Annotated in this window: 18 protein-coding genes and 4 pseudogenes; 10 read left to right on the top strand and 12 right to left on the bottom strand. The window is 54.7% G+C overall.

Annotated elements, in window-relative coordinates; genetic code table 11:
- Window position 1 precedes the first annotated feature (1 nt).
- On the top strand, window positions 2-823 hold the full coding sequence (locus tag CPJ18_RS07025; protein WP_103657513.1) for an ABC transporter ATP-binding protein: 822 nt from the start codon (window positions 2-4) through the stop codon (window positions 821-823).
- 124 nt (window positions 824-947) lie between these two features.
- Window positions 948-2,546: a glycoside hydrolase family 43 protein gene (locus CPJ18_RS07020; protein ID WP_103657512.1), complete on the top strand. Its 1,599-nt coding sequence runs from the start codon at window positions 948-950 to the stop codon at window positions 2,544-2,546.
- Window positions 2,547-2,837: 291 nt separating this feature from the next.
- On the opposite strand, the gene CPJ18_RS07015 is transcribed toward CPJ18_RS07020, so the two are convergent.
- The 4 genes and pseudogenes from CPJ18_RS07015 to CPJ18_RS07000 all read right to left on the bottom strand — a co-directional run bounded on the left by CPJ18_RS07015 (window position 2,838) and on the right by CPJ18_RS07000 (window position 6,738).
- The gene (locus CPJ18_RS07015) at window positions 2,838-4,013 is read right to left on the bottom strand and encodes a lactonase family protein (RefSeq protein ID WP_103657573.1); all 1,176 of its coding nucleotides are present in this window, start codon (window positions 4,011-4,013) and stop codon (window positions 2,838-2,840) included.
- A 38-nt stretch (window positions 4,014-4,051) separates the two neighbouring features.
- Window positions 4,052-4,270: pseudogene (locus CPJ18_RS07010) on the bottom strand (alpha-N-arabinofuranosidase); the annotation flags it as partial.
- Window positions 4,271-4,321: 51 nt separating this feature from the next.
- Window positions 4,322-5,635, bottom strand: coding sequence for a GH1 family beta-glucosidase (locus CPJ18_RS07005; protein WP_103657511.1), 1,314 nt, complete (start codon window positions 5,633-5,635; stop codon window positions 4,322-4,324).
- A gap of 122 nt (window positions 5,636-5,757) precedes the next feature.
- On the bottom strand, window positions 5,758-6,738 hold the full coding sequence (locus tag CPJ18_RS07000) for a mannonate dehydratase (protein WP_103657510.1): 981 nt from the start codon (window positions 6,736-6,738) through the stop codon (window positions 5,758-5,760).
- A 477-nt stretch (window positions 6,739-7,215) separates the two neighbouring features.
- On the opposite strand from CPJ18_RS07000, the gene CPJ18_RS06995 reads away from it, so the two are divergent.
- The 7 genes and pseudogenes from CPJ18_RS06995 to CPJ18_RS06965 form a co-directional block, all read left to right on the top strand.
- Window positions 7,216-8,817: an ABC transporter substrate-binding protein gene (locus CPJ18_RS06995; RefSeq protein WP_077105525.1), complete on the top strand. Its 1,602-nt coding sequence runs from the start codon at window positions 7,216-7,218 to the stop codon at window positions 8,815-8,817.
- Window positions 8,818-8,833: 16 nt separating this feature from the next.
- Window positions 8,834-9,862 (top strand): ABC transporter permease, encoded by a 1,029-nt coding sequence (locus tag CPJ18_RS06990; RefSeq protein WP_103657509.1) that lies wholly within the window; start codon window positions 8,834-8,836, stop codon window positions 9,860-9,862.
- Window positions 9,863-9,942: 80 nt separating this feature from the next.
- Window positions 9,943-10,758 (top strand): annotated as a pseudogene (locus tag CPJ18_RS06985) (ABC transporter permease); the annotation flags it as partial.
- The gene (locus tag CPJ18_RS06980; protein WP_077105528.1) at window positions 10,748-11,590 is read left to right on the top strand and encodes an ABC transporter ATP-binding protein; all 843 of its coding nucleotides are present in this window, start codon (window positions 10,748-10,750) and stop codon (window positions 11,588-11,590) included. The pseudogene CPJ18_RS06985 and the gene CPJ18_RS06980, both read left to right, overlap by 11 nt.
- Window positions 11,587-12,369, top strand: coding sequence for an ABC transporter ATP-binding protein (locus CPJ18_RS06975; RefSeq protein ID WP_077121667.1), 783 nt, complete (start codon window positions 11,587-11,589; stop codon window positions 12,367-12,369). The genes CPJ18_RS06980 and CPJ18_RS06975 overlap by 4 nt, the downstream gene beginning before the upstream one ends.
- Before the next feature lie 66 nt (window positions 12,370-12,435).
- Window positions 12,436-12,759: pseudogene (locus CPJ18_RS27125) on the top strand (hypothetical protein); the annotation flags it as partial.
- Window positions 12,687-12,962 (top strand): annotated as a pseudogene (locus CPJ18_RS06965) (IS110 family transposase); the annotation flags it as partial. The pseudogenes CPJ18_RS27125 and CPJ18_RS06965, both read left to right, overlap by 73 nt.
- Window positions 12,963-13,351: 389 nt before the next feature.
- Here the strand turns inward: CPJ18_RS06965 and CPJ18_RS06960 are convergent.
- The 6 genes from CPJ18_RS06960 to CPJ18_RS06935 form a co-directional block, all read right to left on the bottom strand.
- Window positions 13,352-14,605, bottom strand: coding sequence for a hypothetical protein (locus tag CPJ18_RS06960; RefSeq protein ID WP_245445355.1), 1,254 nt, complete (start codon window positions 14,603-14,605; stop codon window positions 13,352-13,354).
- Window positions 14,606-14,976: 371 nt separating this feature from the next.
- Complete coding sequence (locus CPJ18_RS06955) at window positions 14,977-15,813, bottom strand: ABC transporter substrate-binding protein (protein WP_077121669.1); 837 nt, start codon at window positions 15,811-15,813, stop codon at window positions 14,977-14,979.
- Between the two features lie 29 nt (window positions 15,814-15,842).
- Entirely contained in the window at window positions 15,843-16,607 is a 765-nt protein-coding gene (locus CPJ18_RS06950; protein ID WP_077121671.1) for an amino acid ABC transporter ATP-binding protein, read from the bottom strand.
- Window positions 16,604-17,365 carry an amino acid ABC transporter permease gene (locus tag CPJ18_RS06945; protein ID WP_103657506.1) on the bottom strand — a complete coding sequence of 254 codons (762 nt, stop codon included), beginning with the start codon at window positions 17,363-17,365 and terminating at the stop codon, window positions 16,604-16,606. The genes CPJ18_RS06950 and CPJ18_RS06945 overlap by 4 nt, the downstream gene beginning before the upstream one ends.
- Window positions 17,362-18,069 carry an amino acid ABC transporter permease gene (locus tag CPJ18_RS06940; protein ID WP_077105534.1) on the bottom strand — a complete coding sequence of 236 codons (708 nt, stop codon included), beginning with the start codon at window positions 18,067-18,069 and terminating at the stop codon, window positions 17,362-17,364. Before CPJ18_RS06940 ends, CPJ18_RS06945 begins: the two co-directional genes overlap by 4 nt.
- Window positions 18,066-18,839 carry an SDR family oxidoreductase gene (locus CPJ18_RS06935; RefSeq protein ID WP_077105535.1) on the bottom strand — a complete coding sequence of 258 codons (774 nt, stop codon included), beginning with the start codon at window positions 18,837-18,839 and terminating at the stop codon, window positions 18,066-18,068. Before CPJ18_RS06935 ends, CPJ18_RS06940 begins: the two co-directional genes overlap by 4 nt.
- Window positions 18,840-19,093: 254 nt before the next feature.
- Here CPJ18_RS06935 and nac point away from each other — a divergent pair, with 254 nt between their 5' ends.
- On the top strand, window positions 19,094-20,011 hold the full coding sequence (gene nac, locus CPJ18_RS06930) for a nitrogen assimilation transcriptional regulator NAC (RefSeq protein WP_077105579.1): 918 nt from the start codon (window positions 19,094-19,096) through the stop codon (window positions 20,009-20,011).
- A 5-nt stretch (window positions 20,012-20,016) separates the two neighbouring features.
- Here nac and CPJ18_RS06925 read toward each other — a convergent pair whose 3' ends face one another.
- Together CPJ18_RS06925 and CPJ18_RS06920 are read right to left on the bottom strand one after the other, a co-directional pair.
- Window positions 20,017-21,219, bottom strand: a complete 1,203-nt coding sequence (locus tag CPJ18_RS06925) for a pyridoxal phosphate-dependent aminotransferase (RefSeq protein WP_103657505.1) — start codon at window positions 21,217-21,219, stop codon at window positions 20,017-20,019.
- A gap of 47 nt (window positions 21,220-21,266) precedes the next feature.
- Window positions 21,267-22,034: a 5-oxoprolinase subunit PxpA gene (locus CPJ18_RS06920; protein WP_077105537.1), complete on the bottom strand. Its 768-nt coding sequence runs from the start codon at window positions 22,032-22,034 to the stop codon at window positions 21,267-21,269.
- Between the last annotated feature and the right edge of the window lie 9 nt (window positions 22,035-22,043).

The raw sequence follows: 22,043 nt of genomic DNA, 5'->3' as shown, positions 1-22,043 counted from the left end.
TATGCCTATGATCAAAATTGACCATCTCGCCGTATCGTATGGCAGCGGCGACACCCTCATCAAAGTGGTGAAGGACGTCTCTTTCGAGGTCGCAAAAGGCGAGACTTTCGGACTGGTTGGCGAGAGCGGCTGCGGAAAATCCACCGTGCTCGGTGCGATCGCGGGTCGCAACAAACAGTGGACGGGTATCATAGAGATCGATGGAGAGACGATCACCCAAAAGCGAACCCACGGACAGCTTGCCAAGCAGCAACTGGTTTTTCAGGATCCGTTCGGTTCGATCCACCCGCGGCACACGATTGGTCGCACCTTGCTCGAGCCACTGGAAATCCACGGCAAGGACCGACGTCAAGACCGCATCGAAAAGGTCCTGACAGATGTCGGCCTACCGCTCAATTTCCGCTACCGATATCCGCACCAGTTGTCGGGAGGACAACGTCAACGCGTCGCGATTGCCCGCGCATTGATCCTCGAACCGAGTATCCTACTTCTCGACGAGCCGACTTCCGCGCTCGACGTCTCGATACAGGCGGAAATCCTCAACTTGCTCAAGGATCTGAGGGAGCGTGAAAACCTCACCTATATCCTCGTCAGCCACGACCTCGCAGTCGTTGCCCATCTGTGCGACCGGGTTGCAGTGATGCAAAGCGGCGGCTTCGTCGAGATTGCCACAAGGCAGCAATTGCTCGAAAATACGGTGCAGCATCCTTACACCCGCACGCTGATGGATGGCAGTCGCGGCTATGTAGCTCGATCCAGACAGCGAGAGGCGACTGCCGGTTTCACCGCAGGCTCCGCGGACATGAATGGCGCTACCGTCTGATCGTCGTCCAGAATGCAAAATGGCGCCGGGCTCAACCTGTGCAGACATGGAAAGGCTGATCTGAAAAGAGGTCAGCTGGTTTTAAACAGGCGCTACATGCGTCAATGGCGATTAGAGTGAGACTATGATCCAGAACCCTATCTTGCCCGGTTTCCACCCGGATCCCTCGATTTGCCGGGTTGGGAACGACTACTACATAGCCGTCTCGACATTCGAATGGTATCCAGGCGTCCAGATCTATCATTCAACCGATCTTCGCGACTGGCGACTGGTGAAAAGGCCGCTCGACCGAGCCGAGCAACTGGATCTCCGAGGGGCGCCGGATTCTTGTGGCGTCTGGGCGCCGTGCCTCACCCACGCAGATGGTCGCTTCTGGTTGATCTACACAGACGTCAAGCGCAAGAGTGGTTCATTCAAGGACTGCCATAATTACCTGGTAACGTCGGAAACCATCGACGGTCCATGGTCGACGCCTACCTATCTGAATTCCTCCGGCTTCGATCCCTCGCTGTTCCATGACGAAGATGGCCGCAAATGGCTGTTGAACCTCACCTGGGACTACCGGGCCCGGCCCTCGAAGTTCGGCGGTATATTACTGCAGGAGTACGACCATGAGCAGGGTCGACTGATCGGTCCGATCAGCAATATTTTCGCCGGCTCGCCACATGGTCTCGCAGAAGGCCCTCACCTGTACAGGCGTGATGGGCGGTATCATCTTCTGGTCGCCGAAGGCGGCACCGGTATGCGACATGCCGTGACAATGGCGCGCTCAGGTGAGATTGCGGGTCCATACGAGCTCCACCCAGACACTCATGTCGTCACCAGCCGGTTCCACCCCGATGCCAACCTCCAGCGGGCGGGTCATGGGGATCTGGTGGAAACGCCAGATGGCGACACCTATCTCGTTCATCTTTGCAGTCGACCGCTTCCAGGTATAGGCCGTTCGGTGCTGGGGCGCGAGACCGCGATACAGAAATGCATATGGGGCGACGATGGCTGGTTACGGCTGCAAGGCGAACCCTTCGCTCCGCAGGATACGGTTTCGATGTCCAGCAACACACAGCAGAAGTCTTTGTCCGAGAGTGAACGTTATACGTTTGATCTGCAAACCGGCCTTCCGGACGCATTCCAATGGCTGCGGACACCCAATCCGAACCGACTGTTTTCGCTAACCGCGCGACCAGGCTATTTGCGCCTGTTCGGGCGTGAATCTGTCGGCTCTTGGTACGAGCAGTCACTTGTCGCACGGCGCCAGACGCATTTTGACTTCGATGCCGAAACCGAAGTTGACGCTGATCCACGGAGCTATCACCAGATGGCAGGACTGATTGCCTACTACAACAGCTTTGCCTACCATTATCTGTGCCTAACTCATGACGAAAACCTCGGACGTTCACTTCATATCCTATATTGCAATGGTGCCTGGCCTGTAGGCAAAACGACACTCGCTCTTGATGATGCTGTTGCTGTACCGCCCGGGCCCGTCAAAATGAGGATCGAAGTCCGGGGAGCCCTGGCGCGCTTCTTTTATTGGAAAAACGATGCCTGGATACGGATCGGACCGCTGCTGGACCATTCCGCACTTTCCGATGAAGGAGGAGAAGGTGAACATGCTAATTTCACCGGTGCATTCGTCGGAATGGCGGCCAATGACACCAGTGGACAAGCTATGCGCGCAGATTTTTCATATTTTAGTTATGATTCTGGCTGTCACACGCCTTGATGGGACTAGGCAGACGGACACTGCGATGTCGTGCGCGTCTATTGACAAATCACCTGGCGCCGAAACTGTGTCGAGCATGTAGGTAGTCGTTTCGGAGCACGCTTTCACCTCAGCAACCGTGCGAAAATCTTCAATCCCCTTTTTTATCCGAGGCGAACTTGCCTCGCGATGCGGTCTCGGCATATTGCTCGTCACCTCAGCCGGATATAGAATGCACATATCTTTGAGGATTGGGCAAACTAGCTCAATCGGCACAGGGTGGTTTTCGAGTTTGCGCGCCGTCGCCGGTTTTTATGGAGAACGAACAATCTCGACCCAATTTGCGCCCTTGCCAACCCGGTATCGCCCAACGTTTTTCAGTGATCCGTCTTTCTGGTCAATGCCATAAACGGAAAGCTGTTCCGACTTCTCACCGGATGCGATCAGGAACCGCCCTGTCGGATCGATGCGAAAGCCACGCGGCTGCTTTTCGGTTTCGATGGAGCCCACACGCGTCAGTGCGCCGGTCTTCAGAGACACGGTGAAGATCGCAATCGTGCTTGTGGAGCGCTCCGACGCATAGAGAAACCGTCCATCCGGCGTGATACCGATATCAGCAGCCCAGATCTTTGCTGGCACGACAGCGGCAGCGGCGGGCGCCGTTACTGGTTTTGACGGCGCATTGAATGCAGGCGGCACCGGAGGCGCGACGCCCTTTTCGAGACCGGCATCCGGCGGGAGAATTGCCACGACGTCTTTTTCTGTGAGTGTCCCGTTTGCTTCGAGTGCGTAGTGGATGACTTCACCGCTGAGTTCGGTGATGACGTAGACCGACTTGTTGTCGGGTGAAACGATGATGTGACGTGGACCCTGCCCAGCCCCTGTTGCGACACTCGCGGGAGAATTGGGCTCTAACAAACCAGTTTTGGCATTAAAAATAAATTGTAGGACCACATCGGAACCGAGGTTCGAAACGAACACGTACTTTCCGGTTTTGTCACTGACGATCGAGTGGGCATTTCGGCCTGTCAGGATGACTTGCTTGGCACCGTCCTTAACGAGGCCATCAGCGTCCACCGGCAAGGATGCTATCTTGTTGCCGCCATAGGACGTGAAGAACAAAAGACGACCTAATTTTTCAACCGACACATAGGGCATACTGTCGGGAAGCGCGGCCGTAGCTTTTTCTGTCAAGCCACCCGTTTTGGGGTCGATTTCGTACGAAAGCACACGGTACGGCTGCGAACGAACAACCGCGTAAAGATGCTTGCCGTCGGGACTTACGGTCATTGGCATAACAGAGGCACCGGCTTCGACATTCCCCTCTGGCGTCAAGGCACCTGTTTCCTCGTTCATGCTGTAGGTATTGATCTGACCATCGGTTGCGGCAGACACGTAAACCATTGTTTTCGCGAACAATGTCGTCGTCGTAGACATAGCACCTGCGAAAGTCAGGCAGGCTGCAGTTATCAGCGTAACTTTTTGCATTTGCATCACTCCTCCATTTTTTCGAATGCTCCGCCGACGACGAAGTTACCGCCGGGATAACGGGTGACTGGTGCATCCAGTTCGCGCACCAGATCGATAACGTCCTGCCGGATGCCGTTACCATGTTCGGTCGGATGCCCGGGCTCATAGATGCCCGTGTAGACGGCGCGACCCAGATGTTCAATGAACGACCCATAAAGACGACCATTGACGGTGCCAATCGCATAGGCGTTATGCACTGTTCCTGTCGCGCGCATGCTTTGCTCCGTATTTCGGATGGGCTGTGACGAAGCTGGACTGTCTCGTCTCTATTGGCGGCCGTCCTTCAGCATGTTCTGGAATGCGTGGTAACTCTCCTTGGGCAACCGATCCAAGGTCGCGGGGTCCATGGCTACAATGCCGAATTTCGGCTCATAGCCTTCGGCCCATTCAAAATTGTCGATCAGGGTCCATGCTATATGGCCACGTACGTCTGCACCTTGAGCCTGCGCATCGCGGATGGCGCCAAAATGCTTGTCGAAGAAGGCAATACGTTTGCTCTCGTTTGTTTCCGACATGCCGTTTTCGGTCACATAGATCGGCAGACCCGGATAATCCTTGGAGGCGCGCACAAGAAACTCGGTGAGCGCCTGCGGGTAAACTTCCCAACCCACATTGCTCTTTTCGAGGTCGCCACGGGACTGCGTGAATGGGAACACCGGCACGCTATCATCATGTTTGTAGAGCGAGCGCGTGTAATAATTTATGCCGATCCAATCGATTGTCGGGCACATTGCTCTCATGTCGTCTTGCCACTTGGCAGGAAGATAGGGCTCAAGAATATTCGTAACACGTTCGGGGTAGGTCCCCTTCACAGCACCATCAAGGAAGAAGCGATTGAAAATGTCGTCTCCCAAAGCAGCTGCTTCGATGTCTTGAGGGCTTTGGCTGAAGGGCTCGGCCTTCTCCATGTTTACGACGATTCCTAGCTTGTCCTTGATGCCCTCTTCACGCATTGAGGTGATGCCAAGGCCGTGAGCGAGCAAAACATGGTGCATCGCTCTGGCGGTCGCCCGCACGTCGCGATAGCCTGGCGCATGAATGCCTAGAAAATGGCTTAAAACAGTGATGCACCACGGTTCATTGAACGTCGCGATACTCTCCAGCCTGTCGCCGAAATGGCGGCTGACCTGGGCCGCATAGTCGGCAAAAGCCTTGGCGGTATCGCGGTTCATCCATCCACCACGATCCTGCAATGCGCTGGGCAAATCCCAGTGGTACAGCGTGGCGAATGGCTTGATTCCGCGTTCCAGCATGCCATCGATCAGACGATCATAAAAATCGAACCCGGCGCGGTTGAGCGCACCCGCTCCTTCGGGAATGAGACGAGACCAAGCAAAGGAGAAGCGATAGGCATCAAATCCGCCATCCCGGATTAGATCGAGATCTTCTGCCCAGCGACTATAGTGGTTACAGGCGATTGTTCCGTTATCCGCGTTTTTGATATTTCCAGGTGTTGCAGAAAATGTATCCCAGATCGACGAGCCGCGTCCGTCTGTCTGCCCGCCCTCAATCTGATGGGCAGCCATTGCAACGCCAAAAACAAAGTCTGGTCCAAAATCGGCACGTTTGTGTGAGAACATTACGTCATTCCTGAAGGCCAGGTGCGGCCGGTTATAGGTTGATCGTCACGCCCGGGTCACGCCTTACTAAGTGCTCCGGGGGCCTCTTCCCGCAAAGGGATATGTGCGGGATTCAGCACAATTTAAGCCCCGTAGGCATCGAGCGCTTGAACTAGGGCCGCTGTATAACCATAGCAATAGGCAAAGGCGACACCTTGTGGATCACGACCGGAGATGGTGGGTACGTGGTCCGGCATGATCATGTATTTGTAGCCCACCTCACGATAGACCTTCAGCGACCGGGCCATGTCCATGTCGCCTTCATCGGGAAAGGTTTCCATGAACGACAGCTTCTTGCCGCGAATGTTGCGGAAATGAAGATTAAAAATTTTGTTCCGGTTGCCGAACCAGCGAATGACGTCATCGATCTCTTCACGGGGATTATCGAGCATTTCACCGACCGTTCCCTGGCAGAAGTTCAGTCCGTGATAGGCGCTTTCTCGGATCGTGACGAATTTCTTCAGCCCATCCACGGTTCCCAAGACCCGGGTTACGCCCTTATAACCCGGTGGCGTGTAGGGATCGTGCGGATGGCAGGCTAGGCGAATGCGGTTCGCTTCCGCGACAGGCACGACCCGCTCGAGGAAATAGTCGATCCGTTCCCAGTTTTCATCTTCCGAAAGAACGCCAGCTTGGCCGGGCGCCGCGTTCTGGTCGGTCTTGTCCCATCGGAAGGATGCATTCTTGGAGCCACCTCTTCCCAACTCATCGGGGGTGCGGGGAATTCCAATAAGGTTGAGATTGTACTTGGCTGCGGGAATACCCGCTTCGGAAAGGTTTTCAATAAGTTTGCAGATCGCATCGATCTGACGATCACGGTCTGGACCGGCCAGCAAGATATCTGGATATGTGGCGGTTTCGATCGGACTTGAAGGCAAAGGAAGCTGGATCATATCCAGCGTGAGCCCAAAGCTTTCTACTTTTTCGCGTAAACGTTTAAGATCGTCGAGACCCCAACTGTCCAATGGGCCGTCTGGGTCCGCGCAGATGTTATTAACTCCAAGCTGCGACCAAATCCGATAATCATCATCATCGCGGGCAGCGAGCTGCGTCCCAACATACATGTCATTCCTCCTCGTTGGCTTAAAGAGATAATACCTCTTCTGTCCCTTGTCGAGGTTCAAAAATTTTGAGTATCGGGAACTTCTCTCATAGGCAGGTCCCGCCTTATTGCTGCAATCAAACACTGGTTTATGCACGGCGTTGATGGTCATTCAAGATATACCGCCTTGTCATTGAAAATGCAGATTATTTTGAAACCAACTAATGTTACCTTGGGTTTATAAAGAGATCATGAATTTTCTTTTGATTGCATCATCTCTTCAGAAAGCCGACGTTTGACGGCTCGCAAAGCGCAAAGCGGATGCCGAATACATGCAAACGCGACTTGCGCACCGAGCAATATTAAGGTTCACTTCGGTTTGAAGACGGGGCGAATAACTTAAGACATCATACCAGATGTACGGTACAGCTCACAGAAATAACGCAATCATCGTACGACTTGTCCCGTGCCGAAATGGTTTATCTTGGAGGAGAAGCCCATGAATGTAGTTTGTTCAAATCGTGTTTTTGCAGCAGCGTTTTTAGTCGCGCTTGCCAGTTCCACGGCGGCCGTTGCAGCAACCCCAAACGATCAGTTGGTTATCGGTACCTCACTGGCGCAAGTGCTCTCACTTGACCCGCAGCAAGGCACCGAAGTGAAGACACAGGAAATATTGGCAAACACCTACGACCGGCTCGTCTTTGCCGATCAAACTGACGGCAACAAAATCAAACCGCAACTTGCGGAAAGCTGGCAGGTTGACGACAAGGGCATCACCTTCAAACTGAAAGAAGCAAAATTCTCCTCGGGGAATCCGGTAACATCCAAGGACGTCCTGTTTTCCATTGTCCGGCTTTTGAAACTCGATCAGTCTGCAGCAACCAACTACAAGACGGCTGGTTATACCGCCGCCAACATAGAAAGCCTTGTTTCGGCTCCCGACGAAAAGACGTTCCGGATCGAACTGACCGACAAAGTTATCCCTGAAGCGCTCCTCTATAGGCTCGCAATGGGTGTATCGTCGGTCGTTGACAGCGTGGAAGTCGAAAAGCACGTCACCAACAACGATTATGGCAATGAGTGGCTACGTACCAAGACCGCAGGCTCGGGTCCTTACGTCCTTCGTCGCTGGACGCCCAATGATATCGTTCTTCTCGAAGCAAATGACGATTATCGTGACGGCAAACCGACCATGCGTCGTATCATCATGCGCCACGTTCCCGAAAGCCAGGCAGCCCGTTTGATGCTCGAGCGTGGTGATATCGATATCGCGAGCGCCCTGACCGCAGCGGATGTCAGGACGTTCGAAACCAACGCCAGCTTTGTCATCGATAAGGTCAAGACGGGTGGCTACTACGTTCTTGCGATGAATGCAGGCACAGAGCCTTTTTCCAAGCCAGGGGTGCGTGAAGCAATTGCCTACGGCATCGATTACAAAGGCATAGCGGAGACAATTCTGGGGTCTTACGGCCGCGTCCGCAACGTCCCAGTGCCAGAGGATTGGACAGGTGCGATAGCAAACCCCGACTGGTCTTTCCAGCCCGAGAAAGCCAAGAAGCTTATGGCGGACGCCGGATATCCAGATGGCTTCACAGTCACACTCAAAACCATTTCGCAAACGCCCAGGGTGGACATGGCCACGGCCATTCAGGCCAACCTTGCGGAGATCGGCATCAAGGTCAATATCCAGCAGGGCAACGGCGCCGACATCGTCGCCGCGCACCGCGCGCGCAATTTCGATCTGCTTATCCCCCAAACCGGTTCGTTCATGCCGACTGCACTGGGTTCCCTGGATAACTTTGCGTCTAATCCCAACAACTCCAAAGAAGCCAACAATGCTGGCAACTTTGTTTGGCGCTCTGCCTGGGACATTCCTGAGCTGAATGCGCTACGCGAGCAGGCAAACAGCGAAAGAGACGACGCCAAACGCATAGAGCTCGTGAAACAGATTCAAGAAAAGTTCATCGAACTCAAGCCTGCTGTCTTGCCGATGTTTGAACGGTTCGAGCCTATCGTCTTGAGCAACCGATTAAAGGGTTACAGCGGCCATCCATGGTCTTTGACCCGCATTGAAGGCGTTACGAAATCCGACGCTCCATAATCAGGCCATTGCGCACATGAAAGAGTTTACACTCATAGAGCTTGCTAGACGGCTCGGGCATCTGCTTTTGAGCCTGTTCGTTCTGCTTGTCGTCACCTTCGTGATCGGTCGCATCTTGCCGACCGATCCGGTTGGTGCGATCGTTGGTGAACTGGCCGATCCCACGGCCTATCAGGCAATGCGGGAGCGGCTGGGTCTGGATCTACCGCTCTATCATCAGTTCTGGTTGTACATGATCTCCCTTTTTCAAGGAGATCTCGGTACAGCGATCCTGACGGGCAACCCTGTCACTGAAGATCTCAAGAATGCGTTCCCAGCAACATTGGAACTCGCAACTTTGGCGGTTGTCATATCGACGCTGCTAGGTGTTCCGCTAGGTATGACAGCAGCTTTCTTTCGCGATAGCTGGTTCGACAAATTTACGCGGGTCATCTCGCTCGTCGGGCATTCCATTCCAGTTTTCTGGTTCGGCATCGTAGGTTTGGTAATTTTTTATGCAGGCCTTCAATGGGCTGGCAGTCCGGGACGCGTGGATGTCTACCTCGAAGGCCTCGTCGAGCCTAAAACCGGCCTACTTTTGATCGACAGTCTCATGGCTGGCGACACGGAGGTGTTCTGGAACGCCGTTCACCATATCATTCTGCCTGCGTGTATCCTTGCCTACTCGGCTATGGCCTACATCACGCGCATGACCCGCAGCTTCACTCTGGAGCAATTGAACCAGGACTACGTGGTAGCCGCACGCGCCAAGGGAGCATCTAGTCTGCGTATTGTCATGCGCCATCTTCTGCCGAACATCGCCGTGCAGCTCATAACCGTTTTGGCGATTTCCTACGGCGGCTTGCTTGAAGGTGCGGTTGTGACCGAGATCGTGTTTTCATGGCCCGGCATCGGTCAATACATGACCAACGCCCTGATGAACGGCGACATGAACGCCGTTCTGGCAGGCACGCTGATCATTGGTTTGATCTTCATGATGCTGAATTTCCTTTCCGATCTAGCATATCTCGTTTTCGATCCCCGCACGAGAGAGGCCACGACATGAATACTAGTCAAATTCTGGCGGCACGGCCCCAAGCATCGGGTGCTCTTGGCCGGACCACTGGCAGCTTAAAGAGCTTTTTCAAAAAACTGGCAGATGAACCGCTGGGCATGTTCGGTTTTGCCGTTCTGCTCTTGCTGGTCATCGTCGCCATTCTTGCCCCGTGGATTGCGCCTTACAGTGCCACCGGCCAAAACCTGTCGCAGGCTCTGCAACCACCGAGCCTCGCCCATTGGGCAGGAACAGATGAGTTCGGACGCGATATTCTTTCTCGCCTGATCTATGGTACACGCATTACAATCCAGACGGTCCTCGCCGTTTCGCTGATCGTCGGCCCTATCGGCCTTTTGATTGGCATTGTGGCAGGCTTTGTGGGGGGGCGAACCGATGCATTCTTGATGAGAGCAACGGACATCGTCCTCAGTTTTCCGTCATTGATCCTCGCACTCGCCTTCGCTGCGTCCCTCGGCGCTGGCCTCAACACCGCCATTATCGCCATTTCTTTAACGGGATGGCCGCCCATTGCGCGATTGGCTCGCGCGGAAACACTGATTGTACGCAACACGGATTATGTGGCTGCTGCCAGACTTTATGGGGCGTCGGGGACCAGATTACTACTGCTCTACATCGCACCGATGTGCATTCCCTCTGTTGTCGTGCGGCTAACTCTCAGCATGGCGGGCGTCATTCTAACGGCGGCAGCGCTTGGTTTCCTTGGTTTGGGAGCACAACCACCGGAACCCGAGTGGGGTGCGATGATCTCCAACGGACGCAAATTTATGCTCGATAACTGGTGGGTTGCCGTTATGCCAGGCATCGCCATTCTCGTCACCAGCCTAGCGTTCAACCTTGTTGGAGATACGCTTCGCGATATTTTGGATCCACGCCATGCCCGATAGTCAAACCATTCTCAAGGTCAGGGATTTATCGGTCCGTTTCGGGCGGGCAGAAGTTCCGGCCGTGCGAAATGTGAGCTTTGATCTCGGCGCAGAACGGGTCGGCATTGTTGGTGAATCTGGCTCCGGTAAATCTACGCTCGGGCGCGCAATCATGCGGCTTTTGCCGCCCTCTGCCCGAGTAGAGGCCACAACGCTCGATTTCGAAGCGGTGCCACTCCTCAGCCGCAGTGAAAAAGCGATGCGCGGTCTTCGTGGCAACCGTATGGCATTGATTATGCAGGACCCGCGTTACTCCCTCAATCCCGTACTTAAGGTCGGCAAACAAGTGGCAGAGGCTGCCCTTCTGCACCAGAAGATTGGCAAGAAACGCGCTTTTGAACTTGCCGCTGAAATGCTCGGAAAAGTCCGTATCGCAGATGTTGAACGCACTATGGAGCTGTACCCGCACCAGATTTCCGGTGGTATGGGTCAACGGGTCATGATTGCAATGATGCTGCTGGCCAAGCCGCGTCTTGTCATCGCCGATGAGCCAACATCGGCGTTGGATGTCAGCGTTAGAGGCGATGTCTTAAGGCTTCTCGACGAACTGGTGCGGGAAAATAATTCGGCACTTCTGCTCATCAGCCACGACATCCGTATGGTCGCATCCTTTTGCGAAAAAATTCTCGTCATGTATCAGGGACAGGTTATCGAAACGCTGAGCAGCATTGAAGAAGCAAAGCATCCCTACACGCGTGGGCTGATTGCCGCCATGCCAGATCCCAAACATCCTGTTTCCCGTTTACAAGTTCTGGATCGCCAAGCCATAAATGCAGCAGGGAGCCTGTCATGATTGAGGTCAAGGACCTGTCGGTGTCTTTTGCTCAGGGCAAAGCTCGCAAGCAAGTTGTTAAATCGGTGTCCTTCTCCGTAAAGAAGGGCGAGACATTGGGCATCGTTGGAGAATCGGGTTGCGGAAAATCCACTGTACTTCGCTCTTTAGCGGGGTTGGACCGTCACTGGCAGGGAACGATCTCCCTTGCGGGAACGCCAGTTGATCGGGAACGTAGCAAGGAACAATTACTGCTGGCACAGATGGTTTTCCAAGACCCCTACGGCTCCATTCATCCGCGTCACCGGATTGAAAGAGTTTTGGCAGAACCCATTCGCGCCATGAAGAAGGGCGCTGGCTGGGACAGAGTTGCCGGTGCATTGGAGCAGGTTGGCCTGCCAACCAGCTTCTCAGAGCGCTTTCCACATCAGCTTTCTGGAGGGCAGCGCCAGCGTGTCGCGATTGCCAGGGCTTTGATGTTGGAACCTGCGATTTTGCTTTTGGATGAGCCGACGTCCGCGCTTGATGTTTCAGTACAGGCAGAAGTTCTCAATCTTCTGTGCGACTTGAGGGATCAGCGAACATTGACCTACGTGCTCGTCAGCCACGATCTTTCCGTGATCGCCCACATGTGCGACCGCGTGCTGGTGATGAAGGATGGTGCTTTCGTGGATGAATTGACGAAAGAGGACCTCCAACGTGGCGTAACACATAACGATTATTCGCAGATGCTCTTTGAAGAGTCCGTCAATGGATTGAGCGGGAAATATGCTGTCGCCCAGGGGCCTAGTGACTCTTGAGCGGCCACTGCTCCGTATTAAAGTTGCTGTGATGCCCTGCCGGACAGCTTTTGAAGGTAAGATCTATCGAGCGCTGACGCGGCCTGTAATCAGACAACCTTCTATGAAGCTTGGCGTGTCATCATCCAACGCGATAGCATCTATAATCCGTATACGGGTCGCAGAGCGATCAGTGGCTTGCTGCCGCACGGACCTCATAATGTTCGGGACGTGTTGGCAACGCACATTCTGAAACTCACCGGCTCATATGAACAGGCGAGCTACGCCATCCATGATACGCCGGAAATGGTTCAGCAACACGACGGACGCTTCCTTCCTCGACCGGCGGCAAGATGCTGCTCGGTGGTATCACGCGAGCCGGCGATGAAGCTCTTCGAGCCATCCTGGTGAATGGAGCAACCGCTGTCATTCATCACGCGCGGCGATCTGGCAAGGCTTCTCGATGGTTGGTGGAACTGGTCAAGCGCAAGCCGCCTAAACTGGCAGCTGTCGCAGTCGCCAACAAGATGGCGCGCATAGCTTGGAAACTCATAGTCTCTGGAGATACGTACAGCGCGCAATCTGGGCCGACTTTGGAGGGATCCGCCACATGAAGATTGGGGAGCGAGAGCCCAGGATATCCTGATTGTCATCACGTGTTGCTGATACAACAACTTGCAAGATGATGGCAAATGGTGTGATCGATCGATCCGGGACACAGGATACACCGGGAATCCCATTGGCCCATCGAGGCCGCCTTGATGTTTGGGACCTGTGTTGCGGAAACATCTTGGCCAGCGTTCATGTGCGAACGCAAAAACAGGCCGGACATATGAACGCAAGCGATTAGATCAAATCATCTCAAAATATCTTGCGAACCGGGGGCCGTCCACATATGGGATAGGAACTGGTGGCGAAATTACTCGCCACCGCACGATGACCAAGAATTTTAGAACGGTAGTAAATGGCCTATTTCACAGGCGATTGAAATGGTCGACAAATCTTAGTTGAAATAGAAGGCGTAGGAAGCGAAGTTTCCTTCAAAGATCGAGGTGATCTGCCTCCATTGACCGTTGCTCATAGTGGGTCCGTCCCGAAGATAAGGTTCTGCGGCAGGTCCGGTTATCCAAAGTATTAGATCGAAAGGTCGTGGATCGTCGAAAACTCTGGCAAGGTTGATACCCTTGTCAAAACGCCAATGCGGAACGAGGATGTTGCCGTCGAGAGCGGCTTCAAACTGCGAGAGTAAGGAGAGCCAAGCCTGAATGCGCTGCGGTGTGACCTCAAATGATGGGAGCACACCACTTTTTTGTATTGGTCCTGGAAGCCATTCGTGGTCGTCGTCCGTTTCCTGTTCGATTAAGGCCCATGTCTCTCGATTGAGCGAGATAACCTTCTTCAGATGCTCGCGCACTTCGCTCCACATCGCCTTATCGACAACTGGCCAACGAATTGTGTGAATGAGCGTCACGAAGTCAGCGATATCGTCGGCCTGCGCCTTGTTGACGCCGAACATCGTGACTTCTTCACCGCTTGTGCCATTGGCATCCGCCATGGTGGAAACGGCCTTCGGGAAAACGACGCTGAAACTACTATTCCAGCTTTCGGAAAAATCATGCGACAGCCATGCCTTGGTGACGGCCATCATGATATTGCAATAGCCCTGCATCCATTTGGCGTCGGCAGTGTCAAATCCCACAATGAACGGCTTGGCTTTGCCGTTCTCATCCAGTTCGGCGATCGCCAGACCTAAATGATCTTCCGGTCCGATTACTCCGTCACCGTTCCAGTCAAAACGGGCCACCGAAAGATCGACCTTCAGTTTTGCCGACTTATCGCCCACGGCGGCAAGCGCCTTGTCGGCGGAATCAAGGTCGGCAATGAATGAAGCGAGAATGCCACGAAACTGTTCGTAAGTTATGGGCTCGGGATCGGGGTTTCTTATAACTTCGCTGATGCCACGGCCAAAAAACAGTTCATAACCGTCTGACTTCGACCCAAAGCCATGGCGATAAAGCGATTGCGATAACTTTTCAAAAGCACGCGCAGAACGCACAAGCCCCAGGCCCAACTGCGCGTCCGCATTGTTGGTGGCCTTTACGGTCAGACCCAGCAATTTCTCGTCGGTGTTGTCGATGCGGCCACCGCCGAGATACGATTGGAAGAGTTCTGTCGCTGCATTATCTGCTCGCGCGACGCTGGAAAGCGAAAGGCAGACAAAGCCAACCGCCACCATCAGGAGATTACAGTTTCTCACACAAAGTCCCCATTGTCAGTGCAACTGACAGTTATTGGTAGGCTTGTAGTGCTCGAAAATCAGCTACATACGCTCGAACAGATTGGTTATCCCCACGAAGATGATGCACCCGCGCCGCTTTCCATGAAATTGATGTATCTCCCACGGCGGCTTTCTATAAGCGAGCGACGCTCTCACTATTGATAGGAAGACGACCTTAGACACCGCTATTTCAAAACTGCCACTGTTGAAGTGGTCTGAACGGGCGAACCCTGATTGTCATTCGCCCCAGGTCAAAGCCGCAGCGCCGATGACTTTGGAGGCTGAAAGGGAAGCGCAAAAAGCGCACCCCTTCACCCGCTCGCGTCTAGCCCAGTCAGTCTTAACAGCAATCAGGGGATCGGCTCAAACTTCAACTCGCTCAACGGCACAACCTTATCGTTCCGGACGATCTTGTATTCGGTATCCGGACCGAGCCACTTGTTCCAAATCTCGCCGAGTTCGCCGGATGTGTCCAGCGTGCGCAGCACTTCATTAATCTTCGCAGTCAGAGCTGGCTGATCCTTTGCCATGCCGATACCGATTGGCTGAAACAGCATAGGATCCTGGATCATCCGCATCTTCTTGCCCTTGGTCTGCGACTCGTTGACGAACTTGGTCGTTGTCATCGTGTTTGCGACCATGCCGCGGGCCTTGCCCTGCTGCACTGCTAGGTAAGCAGACGCGGTGTCTTGGAATGTAAGCGGGTCAGACTTGTTGAGTTTGATCGACATTTCGGACGTCGAGCCCTTGGTCGAAGCAATGCGCTGGCCCGCAAAATCTGCTTTTGTTTTGCCTGGATCCTCGTCTGGAACGATCAGCATTTCCTTGGCGAGATAGTATGGATCGCTAAACTGGATTTGCTCGGCGCGGCTGAGCGTGTAGGCAAGATTGGCGACCGTGATATCCACGCGGCCGAGCTTGACTTCCGGCACGCGGGCTTCGACGGACACCGGTTTGACTTCGGCCTTGACGCCAAGCTTGTCTGCGATCGCCTTGCAGAGATCGACGTCGAAACCGGCCATTTCACGGGTCTTCGCATCTGGCGATGCAAATGGAGGCACGTCGGCAAAGGTTGCGCAACGCAGCGTCTTATTGGTCATAATATCGCTAAGCTGGTCGGCATGTGCCGGAGCGGACAAGGCCGCTACCGAGAGGGCAAAGCCGAGTGTAATGCACTTCATGTTCATGCTGTTCTCCTTTGTTTATTGTTTTAGTTCTAGTGCCGCAGGTCTGCGAGAAAACGCTGTGCCCTTGGATGTTTTGGACTTTTGAAGAAGTCTTCTGGCGTCGCCATTTCCAGAATCTGGCCAGCGTCGATGAACCAGATCCGGTCGGCAACATCGCGCGCAAAACCCATTTCGTGGGTCACGCACAACATCGTCATGCCATCAGCGGCGAGGCTCTTCATCACCGATAACACTTCGCCGACCATCTCCGGGTCCAGAGCACTGGTCGGTTCATCGAACAGCATCACCGGTGGCTCCATGGCAAGCGCACGGGCAATGGCGACGCGCTGCTGCTGCCCACCGGACAATTGGCCAGGATAGGCATTTGCCTTGTCGACAAGACCAACTCGGTCAAGAAGGAGGAGCGCCTTGTCGTGGGCAACACTCGGCGTTACGCCTTTGACGCGAATCGGTGACATCGAAACGTTTTCGACTACCGACAAATGTGGAAACAGGTTGAAGCTCTGGAAGACGAAGCCAATACGGCTGCGAAGCCGGTTGAGTTCGCTTGTCTTCATCGGCGCATGAATATTTTGCCCATCAAACGAGATCGAGCCGCTGTTTATTTCTTCCAAACGGTTGATGGTGCGAATCAGCGTCGACTTTCCAGAACCTGAGGGACCGCAGATGACCACTACTTCACCGCGCCCCACGTCCGCATCGATCTCTTTGAGCACCTCATAATCGCCATATCGTTTGGACACCTTGGATATCCGGATTGCGTTATTATCCTGCGATAATGCTAGGCTTGTCATAGCTGCTCCGATGCAATTTTGGCAGGCGCGGTCACCGCATCAATGGCGCGACCTCCGCCGAGACCAGCGCGTCTGCGGGTGATCTGACGCTCAAGACGATTGGCGACGAAAGTGATACTCCAGCAAATCGCGTAGTAGATGATCGCCAGAATGAGGAAGACCTGGAAGGGTTGGGTCAGCAGTTGATTGTTGACCTGACTTGCCGCGAATGTGAGATCTGGGACATTGATCACATAGCCGAGTGTGGTGTCCTTTATGGTCGAAACGAAAGTCGAAAGGATACTCGGAATCATGTTGTAGAGTGCCTGCGGAAGAATGATGAAGCGCATCGCCCCGAGATAGCTGTGACCGAGCGCCTTGGCAGCATCCATCTGGCCATGGCCCAGCGAGACGATGCCTGCCCTCACGACTTCGCTCAGGAAGGCACCCTGATAGACGACCAGCGTGGTCAGCATTGTGATGAAGCTTGGCACATCTGCGCCGGTCAGCAACGGAACCAGGAAGTAACTCCACAGGATCAGCATCAGCAACGGCACCCCGCGCGTTACATAGACGAGCACAGTCACTGGCCAGCGTAGAAGTCGCCATTTGGAAAGCCGAGCCAGCGCCATCAGAATGCTGATCGGAAAGGCCAGTGTGATGCTGAGCGCCGAGAGGATCAGTGTGTTGGCAAGACCGCCGAGCGGACCGTTGGGATACTGGCCAATCAGCAGCAGCAGCCAGTAATCATGGAAGATCGTGATCATGTCGTTAATCATGCCCGCGCCCTCCGGGCTGGGTCTGCGCGCATAGAGATGAAGGCACCCGCCCCCATGATGAGAAGCGAGAAGAACAGGTAAAGGACAGTGCCGATCAGATAGACCTCGAAGGTACGGAAACTGAGATTTTCGATTTCCTTGACCGCATGTGTCAGCTCAGAAGCGCCGATGACGATGCCGAGACTGCTGTTCTTGAACAGCGAGACACTGTGATTGATCAGCGGCGGTAGCGCATTTCGAATACCCTGCGGCATCATCACAAAACGCATCGCCGAAAGATATCCATGGCCGAGCGCTCTTGCCGCTTCCATCTGTCCGGAACTGACCGAACGAAGACCGGATCGCAGGTCCTCGCTGAAATAGGCAGCTTGACAGAGGCCGAGACCGATGACGGCAAAGATTATCTCGGCGTTGTGGCTTGCAAGCCAGTAAGTCAGCCAATCCGGCATTAGGGTGAAGATTCCGAAATACCAGAGCATCAGTTGAACGAGTGTCGGCACGTTGCGATGATAGGACACATAGCCAGCAACGAATGCATTGCCGAAACGACCAGGTGAAAAGCGCAAGGCGAGCAGCAGGACTGCCAGCGTCATTGCCAGCAGCCAGGAACCGATGGCAATGACGAACGTCATTTCGATGCCGTGGATGAGCATCGAGATAAACTCGGGATTGGTCAGGATCGCTGAGACGTCGAACCCGCTCACGGCTTCAACACCGCGGGTTTGGCTCGGGGCTTCTCCGGCCGCGCTGTCTGTAGGCCGCCCATGACCTGAAGCGTTGGAGTAATTTCCATATGACCAATGTTCACCGCAACAGGCGCGCCGATAGCATAAGCTATCGCATCGGCGATGTCGGATGCCTCGGGCAGCTCGAAACCGTCGATGAAACGTTCGCGTATCGATGGATCATCGCCGTGTACATGTGCAAAAATATCGGTTGCAACGCGGCCCGGACAAATCTCTGTCACCCGTACGCGCTTGCCGAAAGCATCCACGCGCAACTGGTTGGAGAGCATGCTGACCGCTGCCTTTGTCGCGTGATAAGAAGAATTTCCACCGAAATTATAAGCACCTGCAATGGAAGAAATATTGATCACATGACCATTGTCACGGGCCACCATACCCGGCACGACCATGCGGCACAGATGCAGGACAGCCCGCAGGTTGACGTCGATGATAAGGTCGATGTCACCTTCCTCAGCCTCAAGAAACTTCTTTGGGCGATCGACGCCAGCATTGTTAACGAGAATGTCGAACTCGATCCGACTCGTCAATTCTGTGAGCGCAGCACGGTTGGTGACATCGATTGCATGTGGAATGCAACCCGTTTTTGCCGCCAGCGCCTGCAACGGTCCCGCGCTACGCGCCAGGGCATGAACCTCGATGTTCTCCCGGCGCAACCGCTCGACGACGGCGGCCCCAATTCCGGACGACGCTCCGGTGACCAATGCGGTCCTGTAGTCGGAAAATGACATTCTTTTTCCCCCGTCTGTTTCAAGCACATTAGTGGAACTTTTGAACCCTGAATAAGACCGATTATCTTTGGAGCAATAAGCAAGCCTTATGGTGTTGAAAAAGTGTGCAGATGCGCCCGGTCGAGACTGCCATTTTGTACAGCAGCGATGCTCTTAATAGAGTTAAGCGACTGAAATATAATGATCTTGTCTTTGCAAAACTGGAACAAGCCTATATGATAGGCGAAAATATTATAGGACTGGAATGCGACGAGATGGACATCAGACGGCTTAAATCCTTTATCGTCATCGTTGACACCGGCAGCATCACCCGCGCCGCTGATATTCTCCACGTCGCGCAGCCTGCTCTGAGCCAGCAGATCGCAGCACTCGAAGAGCATTTCGGCCAGAAACTTCTGCTGCGGAGCCAGCAGGGTGTCAGCATGACCGACGCCGGGCATGCCGTTTATCGCCACGCCCAGATCATGCTACGGCAGATGGACCAAGCGATGGCAGACGCTTCGGCCGCGGGCAATTCGCTTGCCGGTCGTGTCTCGGTCGGCCTCGTGCCCTTCAGCAGCGCGGCGACACTTTCGGTGGAACTGCTGGCGGAAACCCGCAAGCGTCATCCCGGCATTCTTTTGCATCTGACCGAAAGTGTTGGCCAGACCTACAGCCAGATGATCATGACAGGGCGGCTGGAAATGGCGCTGATCCACGGAACAGGGCCGATCAAGGGCGTCAAGTTCGAACCGATCTTGAGTGAAGAGTTTTTTCTTGTAGCTCATCCGAATTTCGCGATTGAGGCAGACGACAAGCCGGTCAATGTAACCGCACTGGATGGCCTGCCGCTTTTGATGCCACCGGCCTACAATTTCGTCAGACGTGCGGTCGATACCGCATTCACACGCAGCCGTGTCAACCTTAAGGTGGTTGGAGAAGTGGAAATTGTCCGGACGTTGACGCGGGCCGTCAGTGCCGGGCTTGGTGCAACGATTATGCCGCGGGCTATTGCCGACCGGATTCTGACGGAATCCAGCGAGCCGCTGATCTGCCGCATGGTCTCGCCCCGCATCGACGAGACGCTGTCGCTGTGTGTCGCCGATGGGGTCTCAATGTCGGAACCTGCCGCAGCCGTTCGTGACATTCTAATCGAGCTGACCGCGAGACTTAAGACGCCGCGCGGCCAATAGCAATATTAGCGTAGTTCGGAGCAGAACTGGCTGATACGGGCGCACGCCTCGGTCAGTTTTTCCATGCTGGTGGCATAGGAAATTCGGAAGAACGGGCTCATGCCATATGCTGCTCCCTGGACTGTCGCGACGTGATGTTCGTTGACGAGAGCCATGACAAAATCAGTGTCGGTCTCGATCTTGTGGCCGGCCTTCGACCTTTTGCCGATAAGGCCCGACATGTTCGGGAAAATGTAGAAGGCACCATCCGGCTTATGGCAACGCAGACCGTTAATCTTCGCCAGCTCGGACAGCACGAAGTCGCGGCGCTGCTTATAGATCGAAGCGCGTTCCTTTAGCAGATCCTGCGGCCCGTCGAGCACGGCGACCGCCGCCGCCTGCACCACAGTTGAAGTGCCGCCACCGTTCTGGCCGTTGACATTGCTGATCGCTGAAATCAAATCCTTCGGGCCGCCGCAAAAGCCAAGACGCCAACCGGTCATGGCATAGGCTTTCGAGGCACCATTCATCGTTAGAACGCGGTCATAAAGACGCGGCTCGACTTCCGCGATCGTGCAGAATTCGAAGTCGTCGTAGATCAGGTGTTCGTAAATGTCGTCAGTCATGATCCAGACGTGGGGGTGACGCAGCATGACCTCGGCGATCGCCTTCATGTCTTCACGCGAGCATGCCGCGCCGGTCGGATTGTTCGGAAAATTGAGGAAAAGCCATTTGGTGCGAGGTGTGATCGCTGCCTCGAGATCTTCGGCGCGCAGCTTGAACCCATTCTGTTGGGGGCAGGCGACAGGCACCGGAGTACCACCGGCGAATTTGACGATATCCGCGTAACTGATCCACGACGGTGTCGGGATCACCACTTCGTCGCCCGGATTACAGGTCGCCAACATCGCGTTGAAGATCACCTGCTTGCCGCCGCCTGAAACGATGATCTGGCTCGGGTCATAGTCGAGATTGTTGTCACGCTTGAACTTGCGCGAGATCGCGGCCTTCAGGGCCGGAGTGCCATCCATCGAAGGATATTTGGTGTCCCCGGCCAGCGCCGCGGCGTGTGCGGCGTTGACCGCATTCGATGGCGTCGCGAAATCGGGCTCACCGGCCGAAAGGCTAATGACATTGATACCCTGCTCGGCAAGGTCGCGGGCCCTCTGGGTCATCGCGGCGGACGCGGAGATGGAGACATTCTTGAGACGATCGGCGATTGCTGGCATCGGAGTTGGCTTTCGGTAATGTTGGACAGAAGGGTGGGTACGCAAACCTACGCGACAATCTCGGACGCCGGAGCGAGTACTGCGCCCGTGGCTTCGATCTCGCTGCGAACGATCCGCGCAAGATCGAGGGAGCCAGGTGTATCACTGTGGACGAGAATGGAGCGGGCCGGCATGGCAAGCGTGGTGCCATCGATGGTGGTTACAGTACCGTTTTTCAGGAACTGCCGAACGCGGGCGCGCAAAGCATCTTCCTGTTTGATAACGGCACCCGGCAGGCCGCGCGGCACAAGCTTGCCGTCCTCGGTGTAGGCGCGGTCGGCAAGAAAAAGGAGTAGCGACTTTAATCCCGCTCGGGTTGCTGCATCAGCGATGATGCTACCCGGCATCGCAAAGACGATCAGATTGGCATCGATGGTGCGGATCGCATCCATCATCAAATCGGCAAGAACAGGGTCGCGGTTGACTATGTTGCCCATCGCTGCATGGAAGCTGATATGCGCCACCCGAACCTGCTCACCCTTTGCCACCGCTATCAGCGCACCCAGTTGATAGAGCATTTGCTGGCGCAGTTCGTCGTTGGAGAAGGGTATGTCCCGTCGGCCAAAACCCTGCCTGTCAGGCAGGCCGGGATGGGCACCGATGCCGACGCCGCTGGCCTTCGCGAGCCGCACCATACGCGCCATCGTATCAGGGTCACCGGCATGGAAACCGCAGGCGATATTCGCCGAGGAAACAACTTTCATCAGCGCTTCGTCGTCACACAAGCTGTAGGGACCAAAGCCCTCGCCCATGTCTGAATTTAGGTCGATCTTCATGGCTCTCTC

The sequence above is a fragment of the Agrobacterium rosae genome (genome assembly GCF_002915175.1).
Taxonomy (GTDB): Bacteria; Pseudomonadota; Alphaproteobacteria; order Rhizobiales; family Rhizobiaceae; genus Agrobacterium; species Agrobacterium rosae.
The sequence above is the reverse complement of the archived record's forward strand: the minus strand, read 5'-3'. Positions and strand labels throughout refer to the sequence as shown.